The organism is Saccharopolyspora antiqui, assembly GCF_052246905.1.
GTDB lineage: Bacteria > Actinomycetota > Actinomycetes > Mycobacteriales > Pseudonocardiaceae > Saccharopolyspora.
The window spans coordinates 989,050-1,009,617 of sequence record NZ_JBQQBO010000001.1; the positions used below are offsets into that span (position 1 = coordinate 989,050).

A 20,568-nucleotide genomic window follows, 5' to 3' on the forward strand; every position below is an offset into this window, starting at 1 on the left:
GAACCCGCGCCGCGTCGTGGAAGAACGTTCGGCTGGTCAGCGGGCGGCTTCGGCTGGGACCGCGCCGCCATCGGCTAGCTCCGCCAGCCAGCGCAGCGCTGCCGGGACGCGGTCTGACGGTCGCATGATGTGGTGGAGGTATGTGTTGGCCACCAACAGCTTTCGGTAGCCGAGGCCGGTGCGCGCCTCGTGGTCGGCCTGCTCGAAAAGCAGGGCAGCCGTGATCGTGTGCGCGGCGAGCGTGGTGAACTCGCCGCACATCGCCTGGGCGTACTCGTCGCCTTCCGCCAGCAGCGACTTGCCGAGGGCGCGCAGCCGTGCCACGTCGGCCAGCAGCTGTTCGGCACCTGCGGCGACATCGACGTCGCCGATGCGCTCCAGGCGGTGCTGCGCGGTGTCGGCCAGCAGCTCGTGCGCGTTGTCCTTGCGGATGCAGCGCAGCACGTCCAGCGCGATCACGTTGCTCGAACCTTCCCAAATGGAGCCCAGGTGCGCGTCGCGCACCAGCCGGGGGTTGACCCAGTCCTCGATGTAGCCGTTGCCGCCGCGGATTTCCATCGCCTCGCCGGTCACCACGCGCGCCAACTTGCACAGGTGGTACTTGCCCAGCGGCGTCAGCACCCGGATCAGCCGACGCGCCTCGGCGTCCCCGGCGTCCGCCCGGTCCAGCGTGGCCGCCGCCTCCAGGACGAATCCGAGCCCCGCCTCGGTGTGCAGCATCATCGGCAGCAGGGTCCGGCGCATCAACGGTTGGTCGAACAGCGGCTTGCCGAACACCACCCGCTGCCGGGTGTGCCTGATCGACTCGTGCAGCGAACGGCGCATCAACGCCACCGCGCGCATCGCGTTGGACAGCCGCGACACGTTGACCATCTCGGCCATCTGCCGGAAGCCGCGCGCCAGGTCCCCGACCGGCAGGGCGTAGCAGTCCTCCAACGTCACCTCGCCGCTGGCCATCGAGCGGCTGCCCAGCTTGTCCTTGAGCCGATCGATCCGGTAGGTGTTGCGGCTGCCATCCGGGCGCAGCCTCGGCACCATGAACAGCCCGAGGCCCCTCGTGCCTGCCGGGCCGCCGGGAACTCGGGCCAGCGTCAGGATCACATCCGCGTTCACGTTGGAGGCGAACCACTTCTGGCCGCGCAGTGTCCAATGTGCACCGTTCGGGGTGGCTCGGGTCGCGGTTTGTCCGACGTCGCTGCCGCCCTGCTTCTCCGTCATGAACATCGCGCCGGTCAGCAGCGAGTCGAGCCGGGGTGAGCTCAGGCCGTCGATCTCGGCGGCGAACAGCGATTCGTCGCCGAACTCGCGCAGCACCCGCGCCGCCGAGTCGGTCATCGAAACCGGGCAGAACAAACCGAACTCGGCCTGCACGAACACGTACGACAGCCCGTACTTGACCACGTGCGGGACCTTCGTCGGCCAGCCGAGCACCCCCGCGCGGTGCGACATCGCGGCGAGGCCGAACCGCTCGAAGGCCAGCCGCGACATCTCGGTGTAGGCGGGGTGGTAGACGACCTCGTCGATGCGCTCGCCGCTGGCGTCGTACTGGCGCAGCCGTGGCGGGTTGATCTCCGCGACCGCGGCCAGCTCGTCCAGTTCACCGGCCGCCACCTCGCCGACCTCGCGCAGGACCGGTTCGACGCGGTCCATCGAGTCGGCGTAGCGGGTCAGCAGCGGGCGCAGCGCCGGATCGAGGTCGACGAAGTTCATGTCCAGCACATTTCCACCGCCGCACAGGGCTGTCCAATACGGAATCGACGGCGCGCTGAGTCGTCCGGCGACTCAATGCGGGCGGTCGCCGCACCGGACCTTTACCGTGGAACCGGCAGTCACGGCGAGCAGGTGGGGCGACGAAGAAATGACCGATGCGCAGCGGAAACTGGTCCTGATCCGGCACGCCAAGTCGGCCTGGCCGGGCGACGCCGACGACGTGGACCGCCCACTGGCCGATCGCGGCCGTCGCGACGCACCCGCGGTGGGCGAATGGCTGCGCAAGCACGTCGCCGCGATCGAACTCGTGCTGTGCTCCCCGGCCGTTCGAACCCGTCAGACCTGGGAGCTGGTCGCCCCGGAGATCCCGGCCGAGCCCACGCTCAGCTACGACGACCGGATCTACGCCGCCTCGGCCCGGGAACTGCTCAACGTGATCCACGAATTGCCGCCCTCGGTCATGACGGCCGCCATCGTCGGCCACAACCCCGGCCTCGAAGACCTCGTCCACCTGCTCACCGGCGAACCAGCCGAACTCAAAACGGCGGCGATCGCCCTGCTCCACAGCGACTCCCCCTGGTCAACCGCAGCCGAATCCTGGGCAACCGACGCCACCTACGCCAAACCCCGCGCCTGACCCCACCATTCGAGCGACGAGTGAAGGGCACCTTCGACCGACTATGCCGGTCAAAGGTGCCCTTCACTCCTGCCACATCCGGTGCCACATCCGGGTGACGCCGCTTCGACTCTCCGCCAATTGGGTGGTGGGTGAAGGGCACCTTTTACCCAGTAAGTTGGTGAAAGGTGCCCTTCACCTTGGGAGTCAGGCTGGTTGGACGCCTGGGTGGTTGTGTTCGACGACGTAGGTGGCTCGGGTGGAGACTGGGGCGTCTGGTTGTTCGATGAAGGGGATGACTCGGTAGTCGCTGCGCCAGGTTTGCGGGGTTACCGTGCAGCGGACGTAGCCGCGTTGGGAATTGAAGAACTTCATGTGCGGGTTGGCCGCGAGCAGGGTGCGGCCGTCGTCGGTCATGTCCGCGCCGTTGCCGCCGCTGGTGATCGAAGTGCCGACGAACTCACTGGCCACTGTGGACGAATTCGGGTCTTCGAAGTCCTTCTTCAGGTCCCAGGCGTAGTTCTGGTGCCGGTCGCCGGTGATCACCACCAGGTTGCGCACCCCGCGGTCGACCGCACCGGTGAGCACCGCGTTGCGGTCCGCGACGTAGCCGTCCCACGGGTCCATGTACAGCTCCTTCGCCGGGCCCGCGTCGAGGTCGGTCTCGCCCATCGGGGCCTGGTTGCCGAGGATCTGCCAGCGCGCCCGGGAGTTGGCGAAGCCGTCCAGCAGCCATTGGCGCTGCTGCGCGCCGAGAATCGTGCGGTTCGGGTCCAGCCGCTCCGCGCAGTCGACCGCCGTGCCGTCGCCGCAGGGCTGGTCGTCGCGGTACTGGCGGGTGTCGATCATGGTCAGGTCGGCCAGGTCGCCGAACTGCAACCGGCGGTGCAGGCGGATGTCCGGGCCCTGCGGTATCGCCGAGCGGCGCACCGGCTGGTTCTCGTACAGCGCCTGGAAGGCCGCGGCCCGGCGCTGCCGGAACAGCGCGGGGTCCGCGTTGTTCTCGGAGATCTCGTCGGCCCAGTTGTTCTCCACCTCGTGGTCGTCCATCGTGACCACCCACGGGAACAGCGCGTGCGCGGCCTGCAGGTGCGGATCGGACTTGAACAGCGAGTACTGCAGCCGGTAGCGGCCGAGGGTTTCCGTCTCCGGCTTGAACTCGTCGCCGAGCGCCACGCCGCGCTTGTTGGCCGTCTGGTCGTCCTCGTAGATGTAGTCGCCCAGGTGCACGACGAGGTCGAGGTCCTCGGCCGCCATGTGCTGGTAGGCGGTGTAGAAACCGGCCTTCCACTGCTGGCAGGACGCGAACGCGAAGGACAACGACGCCAGCGCGGCACCCGCCGCGGGCGCGGTCTTGGTCCGGCCGACCGGGCTGAGCTCACTGCCGGTGCGGAACCGGTAGAAGTACTCGCGAGCCGGTTCGAGGCCGGAGACCTCGGCGTGCACCGAGTGGGCGAGCTCCGGCGTCGCGGTCGCCGCACCACGCCGCACGACGTCGCGGAACTGCTCGTCGGTGGCCACCTCGTAACGCACCTGCACGGGCCGGTCCGGCATGCCACCGGAACCGTCGGCCGCCAGCGGCTCTGGCGCCAACCGGGTCCAGAGCACCACACCGTCGGGCAGCGGGTCCCCGGAGGCGACCCCCAGCGAGAACGGGTATCCGCCGCGCAGCCGGGTATCGGCCGCGGCGGTGCGCCACGCTCCCGTGCCCAGCAGCACGGCTGCCGCGCTCGCGCCGCCGATCCCCAACATCATCTTGCGGCGATTCAGTTTTCCGGACATCCGTCACTCCCTTGGCCACCTTTGGACAATCGAAGCGATCCTGCGCACCGCGAGCATCCGAAAAGCCTCCACCAACCGTCGCGGAGGTGAACGGCAGGCAAGCCGCAACCCGAACCTGCCCGCCAGATCACCCCGGCGTCCGCGCATGCGTCACGGCATGCTGATCGCCACCACGCTCTGCCGCAGCGCCGCGACCTGGTCGGCGAGCTGCCGCGCCCACGGGTGCTCGTCGGCGTCCAACCCGCCGAGATCGATGCGGAACCGCACGACATCCGCGCCGCGCATGACGTCGGCGACCCCGCCGTGCTCGGCGATCAGCCGCTGCACCTGCTCGGCGGCCTCCGGGCGCACGCTGATCACCATCTGATCCGCGCTCGACACCGCCGACACCACCTGCGACCCCGCCGCCGGGGCGGCGGCCTGCGGCGCGTTCTCGGGCCTCGGCCCGGTCATGGCGTTGTACAGCAGCTTCGCGGTGCCGCCGGTGAACGCCCGGTAGTTCGGGTCGAAGCCGAAGAGCACGACGCGTCCGCTGCCGACCTGCTCGTCCACGACCGCGCTCTTGCCGTGCAGCTGATCGGCTCCCTCGGCGAAACCGGAGATGTACCAGTCCGGATCGCCGGCGTCCGGGAAGCGCGCCACCGAGGACTCCGCCGGGGCCGTCCACACCGAGTCGTACTCGTACATCCCCCACGCGGTCGGGCCGACACCGGCGGCCAGCGGGCTGTTCGGGTCCAGCTCCATCCGGATCAGCGCACCCGGGATGTCGGAGGTCGGTTCGGCGAACGTGGCCGAGGTGAGCCCGAGGCGGGCGGCCAGCCGCGAGCTGTCCCGCAGCGTGATCAGCGTTCCGCCGCCGCGCACCCACTCGGTGAGCGCCGTCTGCCCCTGCTCGCCGAGCGAGTCAGCGGCCTCGGAATCCGATCCGTTGGGCACCACCAGCACGTCGTAGTCGGACAGCGCACCGGAGCCGATCTGCGCGGCGGTGAGGTCACCGAAACCCAGTCCTGCCTGCTCGTCGAGCCACCAGCGCAGCCACCCGGACGACTCGATCGCGTCGCTGTCGGTCGCCGACACCTGCCAGACCGCCGTCCGCGGCTCGTTGGCGAGCGGTTGCGCGGCCGGTTCGGCCTGCTGCGGCAGCGGCATCGCCAGCGGCCGCAGGTCGGTTCCCGAGTGGCCGCCGCTGATGTTCTCCAGCAGCGGCCCGCTCCAGGCGGTGACGTCGTAGAAGTACGGGAACGGCACGTAGCTGTTCTCGTTGAGCATCGCCTGCACCCAGTGCTTCTGGCCCTGCGCCATGGGAATCCACAGCGTCCCGGCGGGCAGCACGGTCTGCTGGGCGGACCGGCCGTACTCGGTGTAGTCCGGGACCGCCAGCGGCGCGACGAGGCGGTGCACCGCCACGTCCATCTGCTGGAGCCGACGCGCGAGGCGCTGCACCTCGGTTGCCTTGGCCGGGTCGTCGGTGCGCAGGAAGTAGTTCTTGACCTTGATGTCGGGCACCGGGTTGGAGATCTCGCCGTCGTTCCAGTAGAGCTTGTTCGGTTCCAGCTCCCCGGCGACGCCCTCCCGGTAGGCCGTGAGGTGCTCGGTTCGCCACTCGGCGAGCAGGTCGTCATCGCGCGCCCCGGCGGCCATCAGCGTCGCCCAGATCGCCGTGTAGTGCTCGCCGACCCGCTCGGGCGTCGGGTCCTCGGAGTTCTTCTCGAACGTCATCCCGGCCGCGTTGAACCCGGTCAGCGGCACGGTGTCGCCGTAGCCGATGTACATCAGGTCGTAGGAGCGGCCGTTGAAGTAGGGCATGCCGAACCGGCCGAAGGCCTGCTGCATGGCCGGGCCGTACATGTTGTAGACCCAGTTCAGCGGTGTCTCGCCGATGTCGTGGTAGACGGGGTCGGCGTTGGGCGGGAAGAAGAAGTCCTCGCTGCCCATCTCGTGCGCGTCGATGAACAGCTGCGGCGGCAGTTCGCGCAGCTTTTCGAGTTTGCCGTCGGTTTCGGGTTGGGTGCGGGCGAACCAGTCCCGGTTCATGTCGAACCCGTTGGCGTTGCGCCGGGTGTCGGCTTCCCGGCCGTCGGGGTTCTGCGTCGGCAGGACGACGACGATCGCATCGTCGAGGATGGTGCTCGACGTGCAGTCGGTGCGGGCGGCCAGTTCGTAGAGCACCCGCAGCGCGGCGTCCGTACCGCTCTCCTCGCCGCCGTGGACGTTCCCGGCGACCCACAGGATGGCCGGGGTGTTGCGGACGATCTGCTGGGCCACCGGTTCCGGCGTGTGCGGATCGCGGAGGCGGTTGAGCTGCCGCCCGATGTTTTCCAGCGCGCCCGGGCGCACCCACTTCTCCTGCCCGACGACCGCGTAGCGCAGCGGGCGGCCCTGGGTGGAGGTGGCCAGCACGCCGTCGACGACCTTGGGACTGGCGTCGGAGATCGCCCGCAGGTAGGTGTCGGACTCCGCTGTGGTGACGTCCCGTTCGCCCAGGTCGATCCCTAGAACGTCAGGTGCTTTCGGCACCGAGTCGTCGACCGCGGGCGCGGTGAACGGGTCGCAGGACGTGTTCGCCGCGGCGTGCGCCGTCGGCACGACGAGCAACGGCAGCGCGGTGAGCAGCGCGATCGCGCCGGAGGAGAATCTGCTGCGATTTCGAACCTTCGCCATGCGGCCCGCCAATCACTGGTTTCCGAAGCAGCGAAAGTTGATCAGCGGGCCGTTGAAAAGTCAACCGCCGCACGGTCTCGGGTGGTTCCTTCGGGGGATAGCGCAATTTCGTGGGATATTCGCCATCCCCGGGGGCGACGACTGGCGCGCTCGCACAGGAGTCGTGCGATTTCACGAGAAATTGACCTTCACCGGGGCGAAGTGCCGTGCTGCTGCCAGGTCACCAGGGCGTCGAGGGCTTCGACGCGGCTGCCGTCCACCAGCAGCGGATTCACCTCCAGCGCTGCCAGTCGCTCGCCGATGCCCATCGCGAGCTGACCGATGCGCACCACGACGTCGGCAACCGCGTCCAGATCCGCTGGCTTGCCGCCACGCGCCCCGCGCAGCAGCTCGGCGCCGCGAAGTTCGCCCAGTGCCTGCCGGACCTGGTGGTGGTCGACCGGCAGCAGCCGCAGCGCCGAATCGCGCAGCACCTCGACCCACACACCGCCGAGCCCGATCGCCATCGTCAGCCCCCACACCGGGTCGCGGACGACGCCCACCAGGAGCTCCACCCCGCCGCTGCGCTGCGGCTGCACCAGCGTGCTGATCCCGCTGGCCGCGCTCGCCCGCAGCGTCGCGCACACCTCCTGGTGCGCTCGGCGCACGTCCTCCGGACCGGACAGCCCCAGCCGCACGCCACCGATGTCGCTCTTGTGCCCCAACCCGTCGGCGACCGCCTTGAGGACCACGGGATAACCGAACCGCTCGGCGGCGGCGACCGCGGCATCCGCGTCCGGCGCCAGTTCGGATGGGACCACCGGAATCCCGTGCTCGGACAGCAGAGCCGCCGCCCGGTGCTCACCCCAGATGCCCGAACCCCGCACGTCCAGCGGTTCCGGTTCCGGAATGTCCACATGGGACTCCAGAGATTCCGACCAGCGCACCGCGGCACCCAGCGCGCTCATGCCGTGTTCTATTCCTCCTGCGACATAAGGAAAATCGGCCTTCTCCTGGACCATCCGGCCGAACTCGGTGACGTCGGCGCAGACGTTGCCGAGCACCGCGACCGGTCGTGGCGCGCCGCGGATCCGACGCGCGTTCGCCGCGAACGCCTGCACGCTCAACTCCGGGTTCGGTGGGGCAATCCTCGGCAGGTCGGTGAGCAGCAGCACCGCGTCGATGCCCGGATCGTCGGCCACCACCTCCAACGCGCGGCCCAGCAGCGTCCGGTCGATCAGCACGTAACCGGTCACGTCCAGCGGATTCTGCACGGTCGCGAACTCCGGCACGATCTCCTTCAACCGCGCCACGGTTCGCGGCGCGAACTCGGGAAGTTCCAGCCCTTCCTCGGCGGCGCGGTCCGCGATGATCTCCGACGCGCCGCCGGATGGGGTGACCACGCCGATGCGCCGCCCCGGAAGCCGCCCCACCGAGGCCAGCAGCCCGGCGGTGATGATCAAGTCTTCCAGCGAGCGCACCCGGACCACACCGAGCTGCCGGAACGCGGCGTCGACCACCGCATCGTCGCCGACCAGCGCCCCGGTGTGCGCCTGGGCGGTGTGCGAGGCGAGTTCGCTGGAGCCGATCTTCAACGCCACGATCGGCTTCCCGGCCCGCGCGGCACGCCGGGCGACGCGGGCGAACTCCGCCGGTCGGCGGACCTGTTCCAGGAACAGCGCGATGACCTCGGTCGCCGGATCGTCCACCAGGTAGTCGATCACGTCGGTCACCGACAGCACCGTCTCGTTGCCCATCGAGGTGAGCAGGCTGATGCCGACGTTGCGGGCCTGCGCGAAGTTCAGCACCGCGCTGGCCAACGCCCCGCTCTGCAGCACCACCCCGATCGGACCGCTGCGCAGCGGAGCGGGGATCGGCAGCCCGTACGGGGTGATGCCCGCCGCCGCGTTGATGTAGCCGTTGCCGTTGGGGCCTAGCACGACCAGCTGGTGATCGCGGGCGAATTCGGCCACTTCCCGTTCCAGCCGCAGCCCTTCGGCACCGGTCTCGCCGAACCCGGCGGTGAGCACGACGTAGCAGCGGATGCCCAGCGCCGCGCCCTCCCGCAGAACCGGCAGCAGGGCATGCGTCGGCACCATCACGTACGCCAGGTCGACCGGCTCCGGGATCGCCGACAGGCTCGGGTAGGCGCGCTGGCCGTGCACCACCTCGGTGCGCGGGTTGACCAGGTGAACCGGCCCCGGGAAGGAGTTGCCGCGCAGGTTGTCGAAGGTCGCCAACGACCAGCCCGACTTGTCGGTGGCGCCGACCAGCGCGATGGAACGGGGGTTGAACAGCGCCCGCACCGCCGCCGCGGTCACCGCCCGACCACCCGGAAGCAGGGCACCTCGGGGGAATCCGCACCGAGCCTGGCGATCACCAACTCGACCCGGTCCCCGATGCGCACCTGGTCGCCGTCGACGACGCGGGTCATCATCCGCGGCCCTTCGTCCAGGTCGACCAGCGCGACGGTGAACGGCGCCTGCTCGGCGAACTCGCCGAACGCGCGGTGCGCGACCGTGTAGGAGTAGACCGTGCCGCGGCCGGTCGCGGTGAACCACTCGATCTGGTCGCCGAAGCAGTTCGGGCACACCGAGCGCGGGTAGAAGATCGCCGATCCGCAGTCGGTGCAGCGCTGCAACCGCAATTCACCGGCGGCGATGCCGTCCCAGAACGGGCGCGTCTCGGCGTCCTGGATGATCTGCACCACTGGTCAGCCCCTTCCCAGCACGATGGTCGACGTCGACGACAGCACCCCGCCGGTGCCGTGCGCCAGCGCCAGTTCGGCGCCGTCCACTTGCCTTGGCGTTCCGGCGAATTCGTGCCGCAACTGCCGGGTCGCCTCGATCAGCAGGAAGATCCCGTACATCCCCGGATGCGTGTAGGACAGGCCGCCGCCGTTGGTGTTCATCGGCAGCTCGCCGCCCGGCGCGGTGCGACCACCTTCGACGAACGTGCCAGCTTCGCCGGGTTTGCAGAACCCGAGCGATTCCAGGGTCAGCAGCACGGTGATGGTGAACGAGTCGTAGATCTCCAGCACGTCGATGTCGTCGTGCCCGACCCCGGCCATCCGCAGCGCCGCCGGGCCGGAGCGGGCCGCCGCGGTGACGGTCAGATCCGGCATGTTCGCGATGGTGTTGTGCGTGGTCGACTCGCCGTGGCCGAGCACGACCACCGGTCTGGTGACCAGCTCGGGCCACCGGTCCTCGGCGGCGACGACCAGCGCGCCGCCACCATCGGTGACCAGGCAGCAGTCCAGCTTGTGCAGCGGCTCGCAGATCATCGGCGAGGCCAGCACCTCGTCCACGGTCAGCGGATCTCGGTAGTACGCCTTGGGATTCAGCCGCGCCCATTCCCTTGTGGATACCGCGACCCGGGCGAGTTGTTCGCTGGTCGCCGCGTATTCGTGCAGGTACCGGTTGGCCGCCAGCGCATACGCGCCGACCGGTGTCGGCAGGCCGTACGGCCGCTCGAACTGCTCGGCCAGCGTCGCCGGGCGCGACTGGTTGCGGGACCGGTCGCTGCGCTGGGTGCTGCCGTAGGCGATCACCGCGACGTCGATCACGCCCGCCTCGATCGCGGCCGTCGCGTGGCCGAGGTGCGCCTCGAACGACGACCCACCGATGTTGGTGCCGTCCAGATATTCCGGTCGCATGCCGAGGTATTCGGCCAGGGCCAGCGCCGGGGCCCAGGACCAACCGCCCGCGACGAACAGCGCGTCGACGTCGTCGCGCTGCAATCCGGCCTCCGCCAACGCCGCCTTGGTCGCCTGCGCCTGCTGGGACAGCACGGTCAGGTGCGGCGTCTTGCCCAACTCGGATTCGGCCACCCCGACGATGGCCGCTCGACGCCGTGTCATTCGGCGATACCTCCCAGCCGGACGTGGCCCTTGAGCAGGTTGCGGGCGATGGTGCGGCGCTGGATCTCGTCGGTGCCCTCGTAGATCCGCAACAGCCGAAGCTCGCGGTACCAGCGCTCGATGGGCAGTTCGCGCGTGTAGCCCATGCCGCCGTGGATCTGCAGCACCCGGTCGACGACCTGGTTGGCCATCCCGGCGCCGTGCAGTTTGGCGATCGACGACCAGTGCCGCGCGTCCATGCCCTGCTGCACCCGCCAGGCGGCGTGCAGGGTCAGCCACTTGGTGGACTCGATCTCCACCTGCGAGTCCGCGATCTGCCACTGGATCGCCTGGTACTCGGCGATGGGGCGGCCCATCGAGTGGCGGATCTTGGCGTAGTCGATGGCCATCTGCAGCATCCGCTCCGCCGCGCCGATCGCCCGCGCCGGGATCATGTACCGGCCCTGGCCGATCCAGCGCAGTGCCAGCGGAAAACCGCGGCCGATCTCGCCGAGCACGTTCTCGGCCGGTACCCGCACGTCCTCGAACACCAGCGACGCCGGGCCCCACTGCCCCATCGTCGGGATCGGCTCGGACTTCCAGCCCATGTCCCGATCGACCAGGAAGCAGGTGACACCGTTGTCGGTGCTGGCGTCCGGGTCGGTGACGGCGAAGACCATCACGAAGTCGGCTTCGTTGCCGCCGGTGATGAAGATCTTCTCCCCGTTGATCACCCAGTCACCGCCGTCGCGGACCGCGCGGGTGCGGATGTTGCGCGCGTCCGATCCCGCGCCGGGTTCGGTGATGGCGAAGCAGGATCGGCGCTGGCCCTCGATGGTCGGGATGAGGTAGCGCTGCTGCTGCTCCGGATTGCCCGCGTAGAGGATGTTGTCGGCGCTGCCGCCGAAGGCGAACGGCACGAAGGTGCGGCCGGTCTCCATCGCCAGGATCGCCGACATGACCGCGCCGAGGTTCATCCCGCCGTACTCCTCGGGCGTGTTGACGCCCCAGAAACCGGCCTTCTTCGCCTTGAGCTGCAACTCGCGCAGCACGTCCGGGTCCACCGACGGTTTGCCCGCGCGCTCGTTGCGCAGCACCTCGTCCTCCAACGGCCGCACCTCCCTGGTGATGAAGCTGCGGACGGTGTCACGGATCTGGCGTTCCTCTTCGCTGAGTGCGAAGTCGACCATCGCGAAGTCCTCCCGACTCAGGCCGCGCTGCCCGGCAGTGCGATGACTTTCTAGAACCGAACTCTATTGACCGCTGCTCCCCACGCCTATCGTCCGACCGTGGTACACCAACACACGCTACGCCCGGTTCTAGAATGTGATCCCAGTACTCGGACCGGGGTGAGGGGCACCCGTGACCAAGTAAGTTGGGCACGGGTGCCCCTCACTCCGACGAACCAGACGAAACCGACGAGAAGGTGTGCATGGTGCGCAGGACGAGCCGCTCGAACGCCTGGCAGTGGAGCCGGACCGCAGAGACGCGCCGCGTGCTGCTGCAGGCCGCGCGCGAGGTGTTCACCGAGAAGGGTTTCGCCGAGGCCAGCGTCGCCGAGGTCGTCGAGCGGGCCGGATCCAGCGTGGGCAGCCTCTACCACCACTTCGGCGGCAAGACGGAGCTGTTCCTGGCCCTCTGGGAAGATCATCAGGCCACCCACGAGCAGAGCGCGATGAGTTCCGTCGCCAAGGCCCGCACGGGCGGCGAGGAGGACCCGCTGACGTTGTTCAACGTGGGGGCGCGGGCGTTCCTGGAGGGCTCGTGGGCGCGCCGCGACTTGGTGCGCCTGTTCATGGACGGCGACGGCCCGCCCGGCTTCGAGTTGATCCGCCGCACGCGCGGCCGCGAGTGGGTGCGGCAGAACGCGGTGCTGCTGGGCGCGGGCACCGATCCGGTGGATCGGGTGACCGTCGCGGTGCTCACCACGATCATCGGCGAGGCCGGTCGGGAGATCGCGACGTGTTCGAGCAAGCGGGAAGCGAACAAGGTCCTGGAAGCCACGCTGCGGCTGATCCGCCGACTGGACCCGCTTCGCGAAGAAGACGAGGAGGCTGTGTGAGTGACGATTCTTCCCGCTCGCGCAGCCGACCCGGGTGCGGGTGTCCCGCAAAACACCGGGTGCGGGTGTCCCGCAAAACACCGGGTGCGGGTGTCCCGCAAAACATCCCGGGTGCGGGTGTCCCGCAAAACACTGGTCCGGGTGCCCCGCAAGACACTGCGGAGGCATCATGAGCGGCGGTTTCCGCGTCGCTCGTGGCCGCCTTCCGCAAGATGCGAAGGAGATTTGATGGCCGAGACCAACGGTGCGGCGGCGTTCTTCACGGCGTCCGACGGTCAGCTCGTGCCCAGCGCGGACGCGAGCAGCCCGTGGGCGCCGGACATGATGCACGGGCGGCTGTTCGGCGGACTGCTCGCCCGTGCGCTGGAATGCGAGCAGGCCGGGCCCGAGTTCCACTTCACCCGGCTGACCGTCGACCTGTTCCGCAACACCAAGCTGGAGCCGGTGCGGGTGGAAACGCAGCGGGTCCGCGACGGCCGCCGCATCCGGGTCGCCGACGCGACGGTGTTCGCCGGGGATACACCGGTGGCGCGGGCCAGCGCGGTACTGCTGCGCCGGGGCGAGCAGCCCACCGGCACGGTGCCCGCGACGAAGGGCTGGGACGCTCCGACACCCGCCGAACTCGGCCCGGCGCGCGTCGACTTCACCGGCTGGTCGCCGCCGTTCGACGTCTGGCTGCTCAACGCCGAGGGCGAGATGACCGACGACTGGCGAGCCAACGGCACGCGCCGCTCCTGGGTGCGCGACCACCACGAACTGGTCACCGGTGAGTCCATGTCGCCGTTCGTCCGGGTCGCGTTGGCGGGAGATTTCGCCAGCCCGCTGGCGAATTACGGCGACAAGGGACTGGAGTTCATCAACGCCGACTACACGCTGACGCTCAGCCGCCTGCCGCTCAGCGATGCGATCGGCATGCAATCCTCCGGCCACATCAACGAAGACGGCATCGCGGTGGCGGAGTGCACGGTCCACGACACCAGCGGCCCGATCGGCTTCTGCACCGTGACAGCGGTCTGCAACCCGATCACGCATTGACCCACCGGGCTGCTTCGGCGACCCGAAAGCGGCAATCCGCCGAAGCAGCCCAAATTGTCCCCGAAAACGTCAGAGCCTCCCGGAACGATCTCCTCAACGCCTGCTCGCGGCAGCGAAGGAGACCGGCGTGTCAGCCCTCAGCGACCTCGACCAACTTCTGGCCAACATCGTCGACAAGCTCACAACCGCCCGCACCACGCTGACAACAGCTCAAGACGCGTTGGACGCCAGCGAACGATTTCTGGCGGTCCTGCACGGCACGAACGACCTCGAAGCGCAGGGGATCCTGTTCACCCACCAACAGAAAAGCGATCAACTGTTCGAGCAACGGCAGCTCGTGGACGAGTGCAGGCATTTTATAGAGAGGTACCGACTACAACTCGCCATCAGCCAAGCTGAGAAAACATCACCGAGCGTGCCCCACCCGTCAACCACACCCAGCACAACAGCGGATCCGGCAGTCAACCCGCGATGGGCTAACGCCGCGCGCCAGCGTTTGCCGAAGTGGAAGATGGGCAGTGCGACCAAAGGCGTGTTCCTCGATTCCGACGGACACGAAGTTGAGATCGTAAGCGGCCGGGACGAGCAGCGCGATGACGTGACGGCTCGGGCCGCGTTGGTACTCCTCAATTCAAGCAAATTCCCTCGACATCCACTTTCCGCACAAGCTGGCCCAGAAGTGGCCAAGCACGTGGAGGTCAAAGCCGCGCAACGGATGCGTGAACAGGGTATCCCCTATGGGGTGATTGCGATCAACAACTTCGTTTGCGAAGAGGAATACGGCTGCCGGTCGGCGATACCTGCGATACTGCCTAGGGGGTTCACGTTGGCCGTGTGGGAACCCGACGCTGATCAACCCATCATTTTCGAGGGAGAGGCGTAAGCATGGCTACTAAGACGCGGATGGTGGTCACCGCGCTGTTCGGGAGGGAGCGTCGGTTCGCCGCTGACACGATTGGCATCCGTGAGTTGATTCGAGATGGCCTCCGTGCAGAGCGGGCCCGTGGCGTTTGCTTCTACGTGTGGGACCGTCCGCACGACAGGTCCGTTGACGATCGGCCCGGCCACCAGCTCCGGGTGAACGTGGACGAATCCGTGACCTGGGGTGCGATCAACTTCGTGCAGGAAGGCGACGGCGGTGGAGTTTGGGACACCCACAATCCCGAGCCGCTCGTCAATGTGCCCACCGTTTGGTTCGATGCGACGACGCCGACCCCCTTCGAATGCTCTGCGGTCCTGCCGATCGAGGCAATCCACCAGGCTTTGGTGGAGTTCTGCCGGACGGGTAAGCGGCCGCGGTGCGTGCAGTGGCAGGACGGTCGGTGGTTCTGAGGTTCGAGCGGGAGGACACAGTGGCTTCTAGAGCGAAGTTCTAGAAATATCCTGCGAGTGATTCCCGCCACTGCCAAGGGGTTTTGCGCCGATGGGCGCTTCCGCCGTTGCAGGGCTTGCGAATACGGTTCTAGTATTTGCCGCTTCGACGGGGAGGCTCGGACGTGGACGATCAGCTGCGCTACGCGTGGCGCGTCTTGTCCGTGGTCAGCATCGCGAGCGTGCTGACCGCGCTGGGCACCAGTTCGCTGAACGTGGCACTGCCCGAGGTTTCCCGGCATTTCGCGGCCAGCGCCACCGCGGCGAGCTGGATGCTGCTGTCGTTCATGCTCACCACGACCACCCTGATGGTCTTCTTCGGTCGCCTGGCCGACCTGTTCGGCCGCCGACGGATGTACCTGTGCGGGCTGGCCGCCTACACCGCCGCGAGCCTGGCGCTGGGTTTCGCGCCGACCGCGTGGACGGTCGTCGCGCTGCGCGTGGTGCAGGCGGCCGGGGGCACGATGTTGCTGGCCAACAGCGCCGCGCTGCTGACCACCGCGTTCCCGCGCCAACACCTCGGTCGCGGGATGAGCATCTACATCGCGTCGTTCTCCGTCGCACAGCTGCTCGGACCGACGCTCGGCGGTTTCCTCAGCCATCGGTTCGGCTGGCAGTGGGTGTTCTGGAGCACCGTCCCGGTCGGGCTGCTGTGCCTGGTGTGGGGCTCGGCGGTGTTGCGCACCGACAAGGGGCGGACCGCCGAACGCGGCGTTGACGTGCCGGGCAACCTGCTGATCCTGTTCTGCCTGGGCAGTTTTCTGCTCGGGCTTTCCCAAGTCGGCGAGCACGGCTGGACGGACCCGCTGGTGATCGGCTCGTTCGCGCTGTTCGTGGTGCTCGCACCGGTGTTCCTGACCGTCGAGCGGCGTCGCCGGAACCCGGCGGTGGACATCGACCTGTTCCGCGATCCCGGATTTTCGTTCGGCCTGGCCGCAGGCCTGCTCAACACCGTTTCGCGAATGTCCGTGCTGCTGCTGGTCGCGCTGTTCTACCAGGCGGTGCAGGGCGACGACCCGGTGGCGGCGGGGTTGAAGGTGCTGCTGCTGCCGTTGACCACCGTGATCGCTTCGACCAGCGCGGGGCTGCTGCACGGCCGGATGTCGAACCGCGCGATCGCGGTCACCGGAGCGGGGCTGACCGTCGTCGGGCTGGTGGTGCTGGCGATCGCCGTGTCCCCCACCGTCCCCTATGGACCGGTCGCGGTCGGGCTCGTGCTGATCGGTGCCGGATCCGGGCTTTTCATGCCCGCCAACGCCACCGAGGTGATGAACGGTCTGCCCCGCAACCGGGTGGGCATCGGCAATGCGATGCGGTTGACCGTGCAGAACGTCGGGGTGACGATCAGCACCGCACTGGGGCTGTCGATCATCACCAGTGCGCTGCCCGCGGAACTGCGCGACGAGGTGTTCGCCGGAACCATTTCCGGTGTGTCCGGGCAGGCCGTCGACCAACTCGTCCTCGGTTACCGGATAGCACTGCTGTGCATGACCGCGATCGCGTTGTGCGGGGTGGCGACGGCCCTGGTCAAGCGGCGCGACGCCGAGCGGCCGGAACCAGTGGGCGAGGCGGTCGTCGATGGACCGAGCGCTGGCCAGTCGAGGCATCCGGACGGCCAGCGAGCGGCGCACGGCCGCTGACCCGGCCGCCGTGCGGTGACCAGATCGTTCCGGCCCGCGCCGCGATCATGCCTTCCCGGTGGACTCGCGGGCGGCAAGACTCCCGAGGTGTGAACAGAGCACTCATCGTCGTCGACGTCCAGGAGTCCTTCCGGCAGCGCCCGCTGTGGCAGGTCATCTCCAATCCCGGGATCGTCGAGCAGGTCAACCGGCTGGTGGCGCTGGCCCGCGCCGAAGGCGATCTGGTCGTCTGGGTCCTGCACGGCGAACCGGGTACCGGCAACGTGTTCGACCCGGTCAACGGGCACGTGCGCCTGCAGGACGGGCTCGCCGCGGCGGACACCGATCCGCTGCTGACCAAAACCGCGCACAACGCCTTCACCACCACGAACCTGGACCAGATCCTGACGCGACGGGGCATTCGGGAGCTGTCGGTCGCCGGGATTCGCACCGAGCAGTGCTGCGAGACCACCACCCGGATAGCCGCGGACCTCGGCTACGACGTGACGTTCGTCGTCGACGCGACCGCGACCAATCCGATCGCGCATCGCGATGCTCCGGCCGATCAGACGATCGCGGAGTTGCTGGCCGATCCCCGAACCCTGCAGTCCGCGGACATCATCGCCCGCACCGAGTACGCGCTCTCCGGCCGCTTCGCGACCATTCGCACCGTGACGGAACTCACCGGCACGCCAACATCCTGAGACCCCAGGTCCGCCGGACGATCAACACGCTGCGCAATCCACGATGCTGCCACGAGAAAAAGGGAATCGGACCGATTGTCAGGCAATTTGATCCATTTCCGGGCAATTGGTCCTCAATTCTTCGGGACTTTCTTCCCTGTGCAGACAACTCGATCCGGAGTATTGGACCAAAGCGATCGACCGGAGATTCCCAATCCTAGCAGGAAGGTCCATGCGGGAATACTTTGATTCCCTAACTGCGTTGACTACGGTGGATATCGGACGAGCTCCCATTCGACGAGGATCAGAGCTCGCATCCGGTAAATGATCTCCACTCGCAGGACAGGGGAATCGCGATGCGTACAAGTGCACGAGCAGTGGCCGCGTTGGCGTTGGCCGCGCCACTCGCACTGGGAATCGGCGGCGTCGCCTCGGCTGCCCCGCTGGGGGCTCCGACGACGTTGTTGCTGGCAGATCACCCGGACCACGATCACCACGGTGACCACGGCTCCCACGCCGACCCGGGACATGACCACCGTCCCGGCCACAACCAGAGCGGATCCGACAGCAGCACCGGCTCCGAAGGTCACAGCGGCGTGAACGGGCCTGTTGGCGGCACCACGGACTTCGATTTCCCAGGGATGTGATAAACACGAGCAGTCGGTCCGCACCGGCTGCGGTTCTACCGCATCCCATGTCGTGCGCGACGTGGGGATGCCCGTTTGCGGCGGCCCACATCCGTTCGACGATTTCGCCGCCGCGTAGGATGAATACGAGCGATTCGGCCAGCCGGTTCGAGATTTCTCCACCACCCGCTGCGACCTGACGTCTCGCACGAAAAGTTCGCTGGCCGCAATCCGCGTCAGCAAGTTCCCAGTTCCAGGCCGAATCGGGAACCTCGGCTCTCCGGTGCGCGAGCCGGGTAGGCTGATCAGATCGTGACCCGTATCGTCTTCCTGCTGCTGCCGAAGCTGCACCTGCTCGACCTGGCCGGTCCAGCGCAGGTGTTCTCCACCGCAGCCAATCTCGGCTACGACTACGCGCTGTGCTTCGTCGGCCAGGACGAGAACGTGGTCAGCGCACAGGGCCTACCGATTCGGTCCGACACGCGGTGGCCCGAACTGACCGGAGACGATCTCGTCCTGGTGCCCGGCTCGCGCATTCCCGACCCGCCGCGCTGGCCGCGACTGCACGCCGCGAGCGCCGATCGCCTTCGCGCCCACCACGCCGCGGGCGGCATGGTGGCCAGCGTGTGTTCCGGAGCGGACGCACTGGGCCAGGCCGGGCTGCTGCGGAATCGGCGCTGCACCACCCACCACGATCTGCAGGACGAACTAGCCCACCGGTATCCGGCGGCGACGGTGGTGCGCGATGTGCTGTTCGTCGAGGACGACCGGATCATCACCTCCGCCGGAATCGCAAGCGGTATCGATCTCGCCCTGCACCTGGTCGCGACCGAGCACGGTCCGGGTGCGGCGGCGCGGGTGGCTCGCGGCATGGTGGTCTACGCCCGCCGCAACGGCGACGAACAGCAGGCCAGCGTGATGCTGCGGCACCGCTCGCACCTCAACGACGCCGTGCACCGCGTGCAGGACCTCATCGACGCGCGCTTCACCGAACCGCTGCCGCTGGCCGCGCTCGCCACGTCCGCCGATTGCAGCCAACGCACCCTCACCCGCTCCTTCGTGCAGGCCACGGGGCTGACGCCGCTGCGCTACCAGCACACGCTCCGCGTGGAGCGCGCCGAGCACCTGATCGGCCAGGGCACGACGGTCGAGGCCGCCGCGCACGCGGTCGGCTTCGCCGACGCCCGCATGCTGCGGCGGCTACGCGCCCGAGGGCATTGAGGCGGGGATGCGTCCGATGGCGGCGACGGATTCCACCACGAAGTAGATGCCGCGGAAGAACAGCAGGACATCGCCGTGCACCAACCGCATCCGCCGGTACATCAGCAGTCTTCCGGTGTCCTCGCCGGTGAGGATGTCCCGCCACACGTCGGCTTCGGCGGTCAGCACGTAGTCGGCGTCGGGCTCGTCCCGGATCGATGCGTCGACGCATTTCCCGTCGGACCACTGCAACCGCAGGTACTTCCCGGTTTCCCGCAGGCCCAATGCCCAGGACGACGAATAGGACTCGCGGGCCCGGTCGATCCACTCCCAGTAGCTCGCCAGCTTCGTCGCCCGGATCGCCTCGTCGGGGCCGCGGTCGACGACCTCCCGGGCCTCCTGCGCCCACTGCGGACTGAACAGCTGCACGCTCATCCCCCTGCCAGTTCGGGTTCGATCCGTTCGATCATCCGCTCGATGTCCGGCGCCAGGTCGATGCCGACGTCGGAGAGCTTCATGTTCAGCTGGCGGATCATCAGCCGCCGCACCTCTTCCGGTGACCAGCCCAGCGATTCCAGCGCCACCCGTCGGCTGGTCGCGCCGTTGATGGCCAGGATGGTGCGCAGCGTGTCGTGGATCTCCAGCAGCAGCCGCGGATCTTCGCGCACCGAGTCGCGCAGGAACCGCATCCCGAACTGCACGTGCCGCGCCTCGTCCCGGCAGGTCGCCGTGAATCCGGCGTAGTAGCCGGGCAGGAAGCCGCGGTCGCGGCAGTAGGTCAGGGTGATCTTCATGACCGACAGCGCCAGCACGCCCTCGATCCACAGGAAGTAGTTGGTGCCGTAGCGCACCCGCAGCGCCGGGTTCTCCGGGTCCCTGCGCAGTTCGTCGGCCTGGTAGGCGAGCAGGCCGAACGGCCCGACGAAGGTTTCGGCCACGTGGTGGAAGGACGCGTCCAGCACGTCCTGGATCGACTCGCCCGGCAGTCCGACCACCTCGCGGTAGAAGCGGTCGAAGAACACGGTGTGCCGGGCCTCGTCCTCGATCTGGCTGGACATGTAGATCTTCGACTCTTCGCTGCCGCCGAGCATGAACACCGGCAGTTCCACCTCGACCTGCCGTTCGCCGTGGTGGAATCCCGAGGAGATCGCCACGAACGCGTCCCGCTCGACCTGGGTCATCCGGTCGGTCCAGTCCACCACGTCCTGGGTGAAGTCCAGTTCGTAGACGTTCCAGCGCTGGCGCAGGTAGCGCCGGTAGAGGTCCAGGTAGCCGGGTAGTCGTTTGAGGTCGCGGTGCAGGTAGGCCAGCACATCGTCGATGTCGACGCGGCCGATCCCGGTCAGGTCGGCCCGATCGACGGCGTCCTGGGAAAGTTCGGTCATC

The 20,568-nt window shown here is 68.3% G+C and carries 17 protein-coding genes; 8 read left to right on the forward strand and 9 right to left on the reverse strand.

The window, feature by feature from the left end; all coding sequences use genetic code 11:
• Positions 1 to 36: 36 nt before the first annotated feature.
• Entirely contained in the window at positions 37 to 1,710 is a 1,674-nt protein-coding gene (locus tag ACTWQN_RS04275) for an acyl-CoA dehydrogenase family protein (RefSeq protein WP_443201974.1), read from the reverse strand.
• A gap of 148 nt (positions 1,711 to 1,858) precedes the next feature.
• Between ACTWQN_RS04275 and ACTWQN_RS04280 the strand changes: the two genes are divergently transcribed.
• Positions 1,859 to 2,347 carry a SixA phosphatase family protein gene (locus ACTWQN_RS04280; RefSeq protein ID WP_443201975.1) on the forward strand — a complete coding sequence of 163 codons (489 nt, stop codon included), beginning with the start codon at positions 1,859 to 1,861 and terminating at the stop codon, positions 2,345 to 2,347.
• A 186-nt stretch (positions 2,348 to 2,533) separates the two neighbouring features.
• On the opposite strand, the gene ACTWQN_RS04285 is transcribed toward ACTWQN_RS04280, so the two are convergent.
• The 6 genes from ACTWQN_RS04285 to ACTWQN_RS04310 form a co-directional block, all read right to left on the reverse strand.
• Positions 2,534 to 4,108: an alkaline phosphatase D family protein gene (locus ACTWQN_RS04285; RefSeq protein ID WP_443201976.1), complete on the reverse strand. Its 1,575-nt coding sequence runs from the start codon at positions 4,106 to 4,108 to the stop codon at positions 2,534 to 2,536.
• Positions 4,109 to 4,258: 150 nt separating this feature from the next.
• Positions 4,259 to 6,769, reverse strand: coding sequence for a M14 family zinc carboxypeptidase (locus ACTWQN_RS04290; protein ID WP_443201977.1), 2,511 nt, complete (start codon positions 6,767 to 6,769; stop codon positions 4,259 to 4,261).
• Positions 6,770 to 6,957: 188 nt separating this feature from the next.
• Positions 6,958 to 9,069: an acetate--CoA ligase family protein gene (locus ACTWQN_RS04295; RefSeq protein WP_443201978.1), complete on the reverse strand. Its 2,112-nt coding sequence runs from the start codon at positions 9,067 to 9,069 to the stop codon at positions 6,958 to 6,960.
• The gene (locus tag ACTWQN_RS04300; RefSeq protein WP_443201979.1) at positions 9,066 to 9,458 is read right to left on the reverse strand and encodes a Zn-ribbon domain-containing OB-fold protein; all 393 of its coding nucleotides are present in this window, start codon (positions 9,456 to 9,458) and stop codon (positions 9,066 to 9,068) included. The genes ACTWQN_RS04295 and ACTWQN_RS04300 overlap by 4 nt, the downstream gene beginning before the upstream one ends.
• 3 nt (positions 9,459 to 9,461) lie before the next feature.
• Positions 9,462 to 10,607: an acetyl-CoA acetyltransferase gene (locus ACTWQN_RS04305; RefSeq protein ID WP_443201980.1), complete on the reverse strand. Its 1,146-nt coding sequence runs from the start codon at positions 10,605 to 10,607 to the stop codon at positions 9,462 to 9,464.
• Positions 10,604 to 11,776, reverse strand: a complete 1,173-nt coding sequence (locus ACTWQN_RS04310; RefSeq protein ID WP_443201981.1) for an acyl-CoA dehydrogenase family protein — start codon at positions 11,774 to 11,776, stop codon at positions 10,604 to 10,606. The genes ACTWQN_RS04305 and ACTWQN_RS04310 overlap by 4 nt, the downstream gene beginning before the upstream one ends.
• Before the next feature lie 242 nt (positions 11,777 to 12,018).
• On the opposite strand from ACTWQN_RS04310, the gene ACTWQN_RS04315 reads away from it, so the two are divergent.
• The 7 genes from ACTWQN_RS04315 to ACTWQN_RS04345 all read left to right on the forward strand — a co-directional run bounded on the left by ACTWQN_RS04315 (position 12,019) and on the right by ACTWQN_RS04345 (position 19,203).
• Complete coding sequence (locus ACTWQN_RS04315) at positions 12,019 to 12,648, forward strand: TetR/AcrR family transcriptional regulator (RefSeq protein WP_443201982.1); 630 nt, start codon at positions 12,019 to 12,021, stop codon at positions 12,646 to 12,648.
• Positions 12,649 to 12,876: 228 nt separating this feature from the next.
• Positions 12,877 to 13,683: a thioesterase family protein gene (locus tag ACTWQN_RS04320; RefSeq protein ID WP_443201983.1), complete on the forward strand. Its 807-nt coding sequence runs from the start codon at positions 12,877 to 12,879 to the stop codon at positions 13,681 to 13,683.
• A gap of 127 nt (positions 13,684 to 13,810) precedes the next feature.
• Positions 13,811 to 14,566: a DddA-like double-stranded DNA deaminase toxin gene (locus ACTWQN_RS04325; RefSeq protein WP_443201984.1), complete on the forward strand. Its 756-nt coding sequence runs from the start codon at positions 13,811 to 13,813 to the stop codon at positions 14,564 to 14,566.
• A 2-nt stretch (positions 14,567 to 14,568) separates the two neighbouring features.
• Complete coding sequence (locus ACTWQN_RS04330; protein ID WP_443201985.1) at positions 14,569 to 15,015, forward strand: Imm1 family immunity protein; 447 nt, start codon at positions 14,569 to 14,571, stop codon at positions 15,013 to 15,015.
• A gap of 164 nt (positions 15,016 to 15,179) precedes the next feature.
• The gene (locus ACTWQN_RS04335) at positions 15,180 to 16,694 is read left to right on the forward strand and encodes a DHA2 family efflux MFS transporter permease subunit (protein WP_443201986.1); all 1,515 of its coding nucleotides are present in this window, start codon (positions 15,180 to 15,182) and stop codon (positions 16,692 to 16,694) included.
• An 89-nt stretch (positions 16,695 to 16,783) separates the two neighbouring features.
• Positions 16,784 to 17,377 (forward strand): cysteine hydrolase family protein, encoded by a 594-nt coding sequence (locus ACTWQN_RS04340; RefSeq protein ID WP_443201987.1) that lies wholly within the window; start codon positions 16,784 to 16,786, stop codon positions 17,375 to 17,377.
• A gap of 917 nt (positions 17,378 to 18,294) precedes the next feature.
• Positions 18,295 to 19,203, forward strand: coding sequence for a GlxA family transcriptional regulator (locus tag ACTWQN_RS04345; RefSeq protein WP_443201988.1), 909 nt, complete (start codon positions 18,295 to 18,297; stop codon positions 19,201 to 19,203).
• Here ACTWQN_RS04345 and ACTWQN_RS04350 read toward each other — a convergent pair.
• Positions 19,183 to 19,611, reverse strand: coding sequence for a hypothetical protein (locus ACTWQN_RS04350; RefSeq protein ID WP_443201989.1), 429 nt, complete (start codon positions 19,609 to 19,611; stop codon positions 19,183 to 19,185). The two genes, ACTWQN_RS04345 and ACTWQN_RS04350, sit on opposite strands and share 21 nt — an antisense overlap.
• A gap of 2 nt (positions 19,612 to 19,613) precedes the next feature.
• On the reverse strand, positions 19,614 to 20,567 hold the full coding sequence (locus ACTWQN_RS04355) for a ribonucleotide-diphosphate reductase subunit beta (RefSeq protein ID WP_443201990.1): 954 nt from the start codon (positions 20,565 to 20,567) through the stop codon (positions 19,614 to 19,616).
• Between the last annotated feature and the right edge of the window lies 1 nt (position 20,568).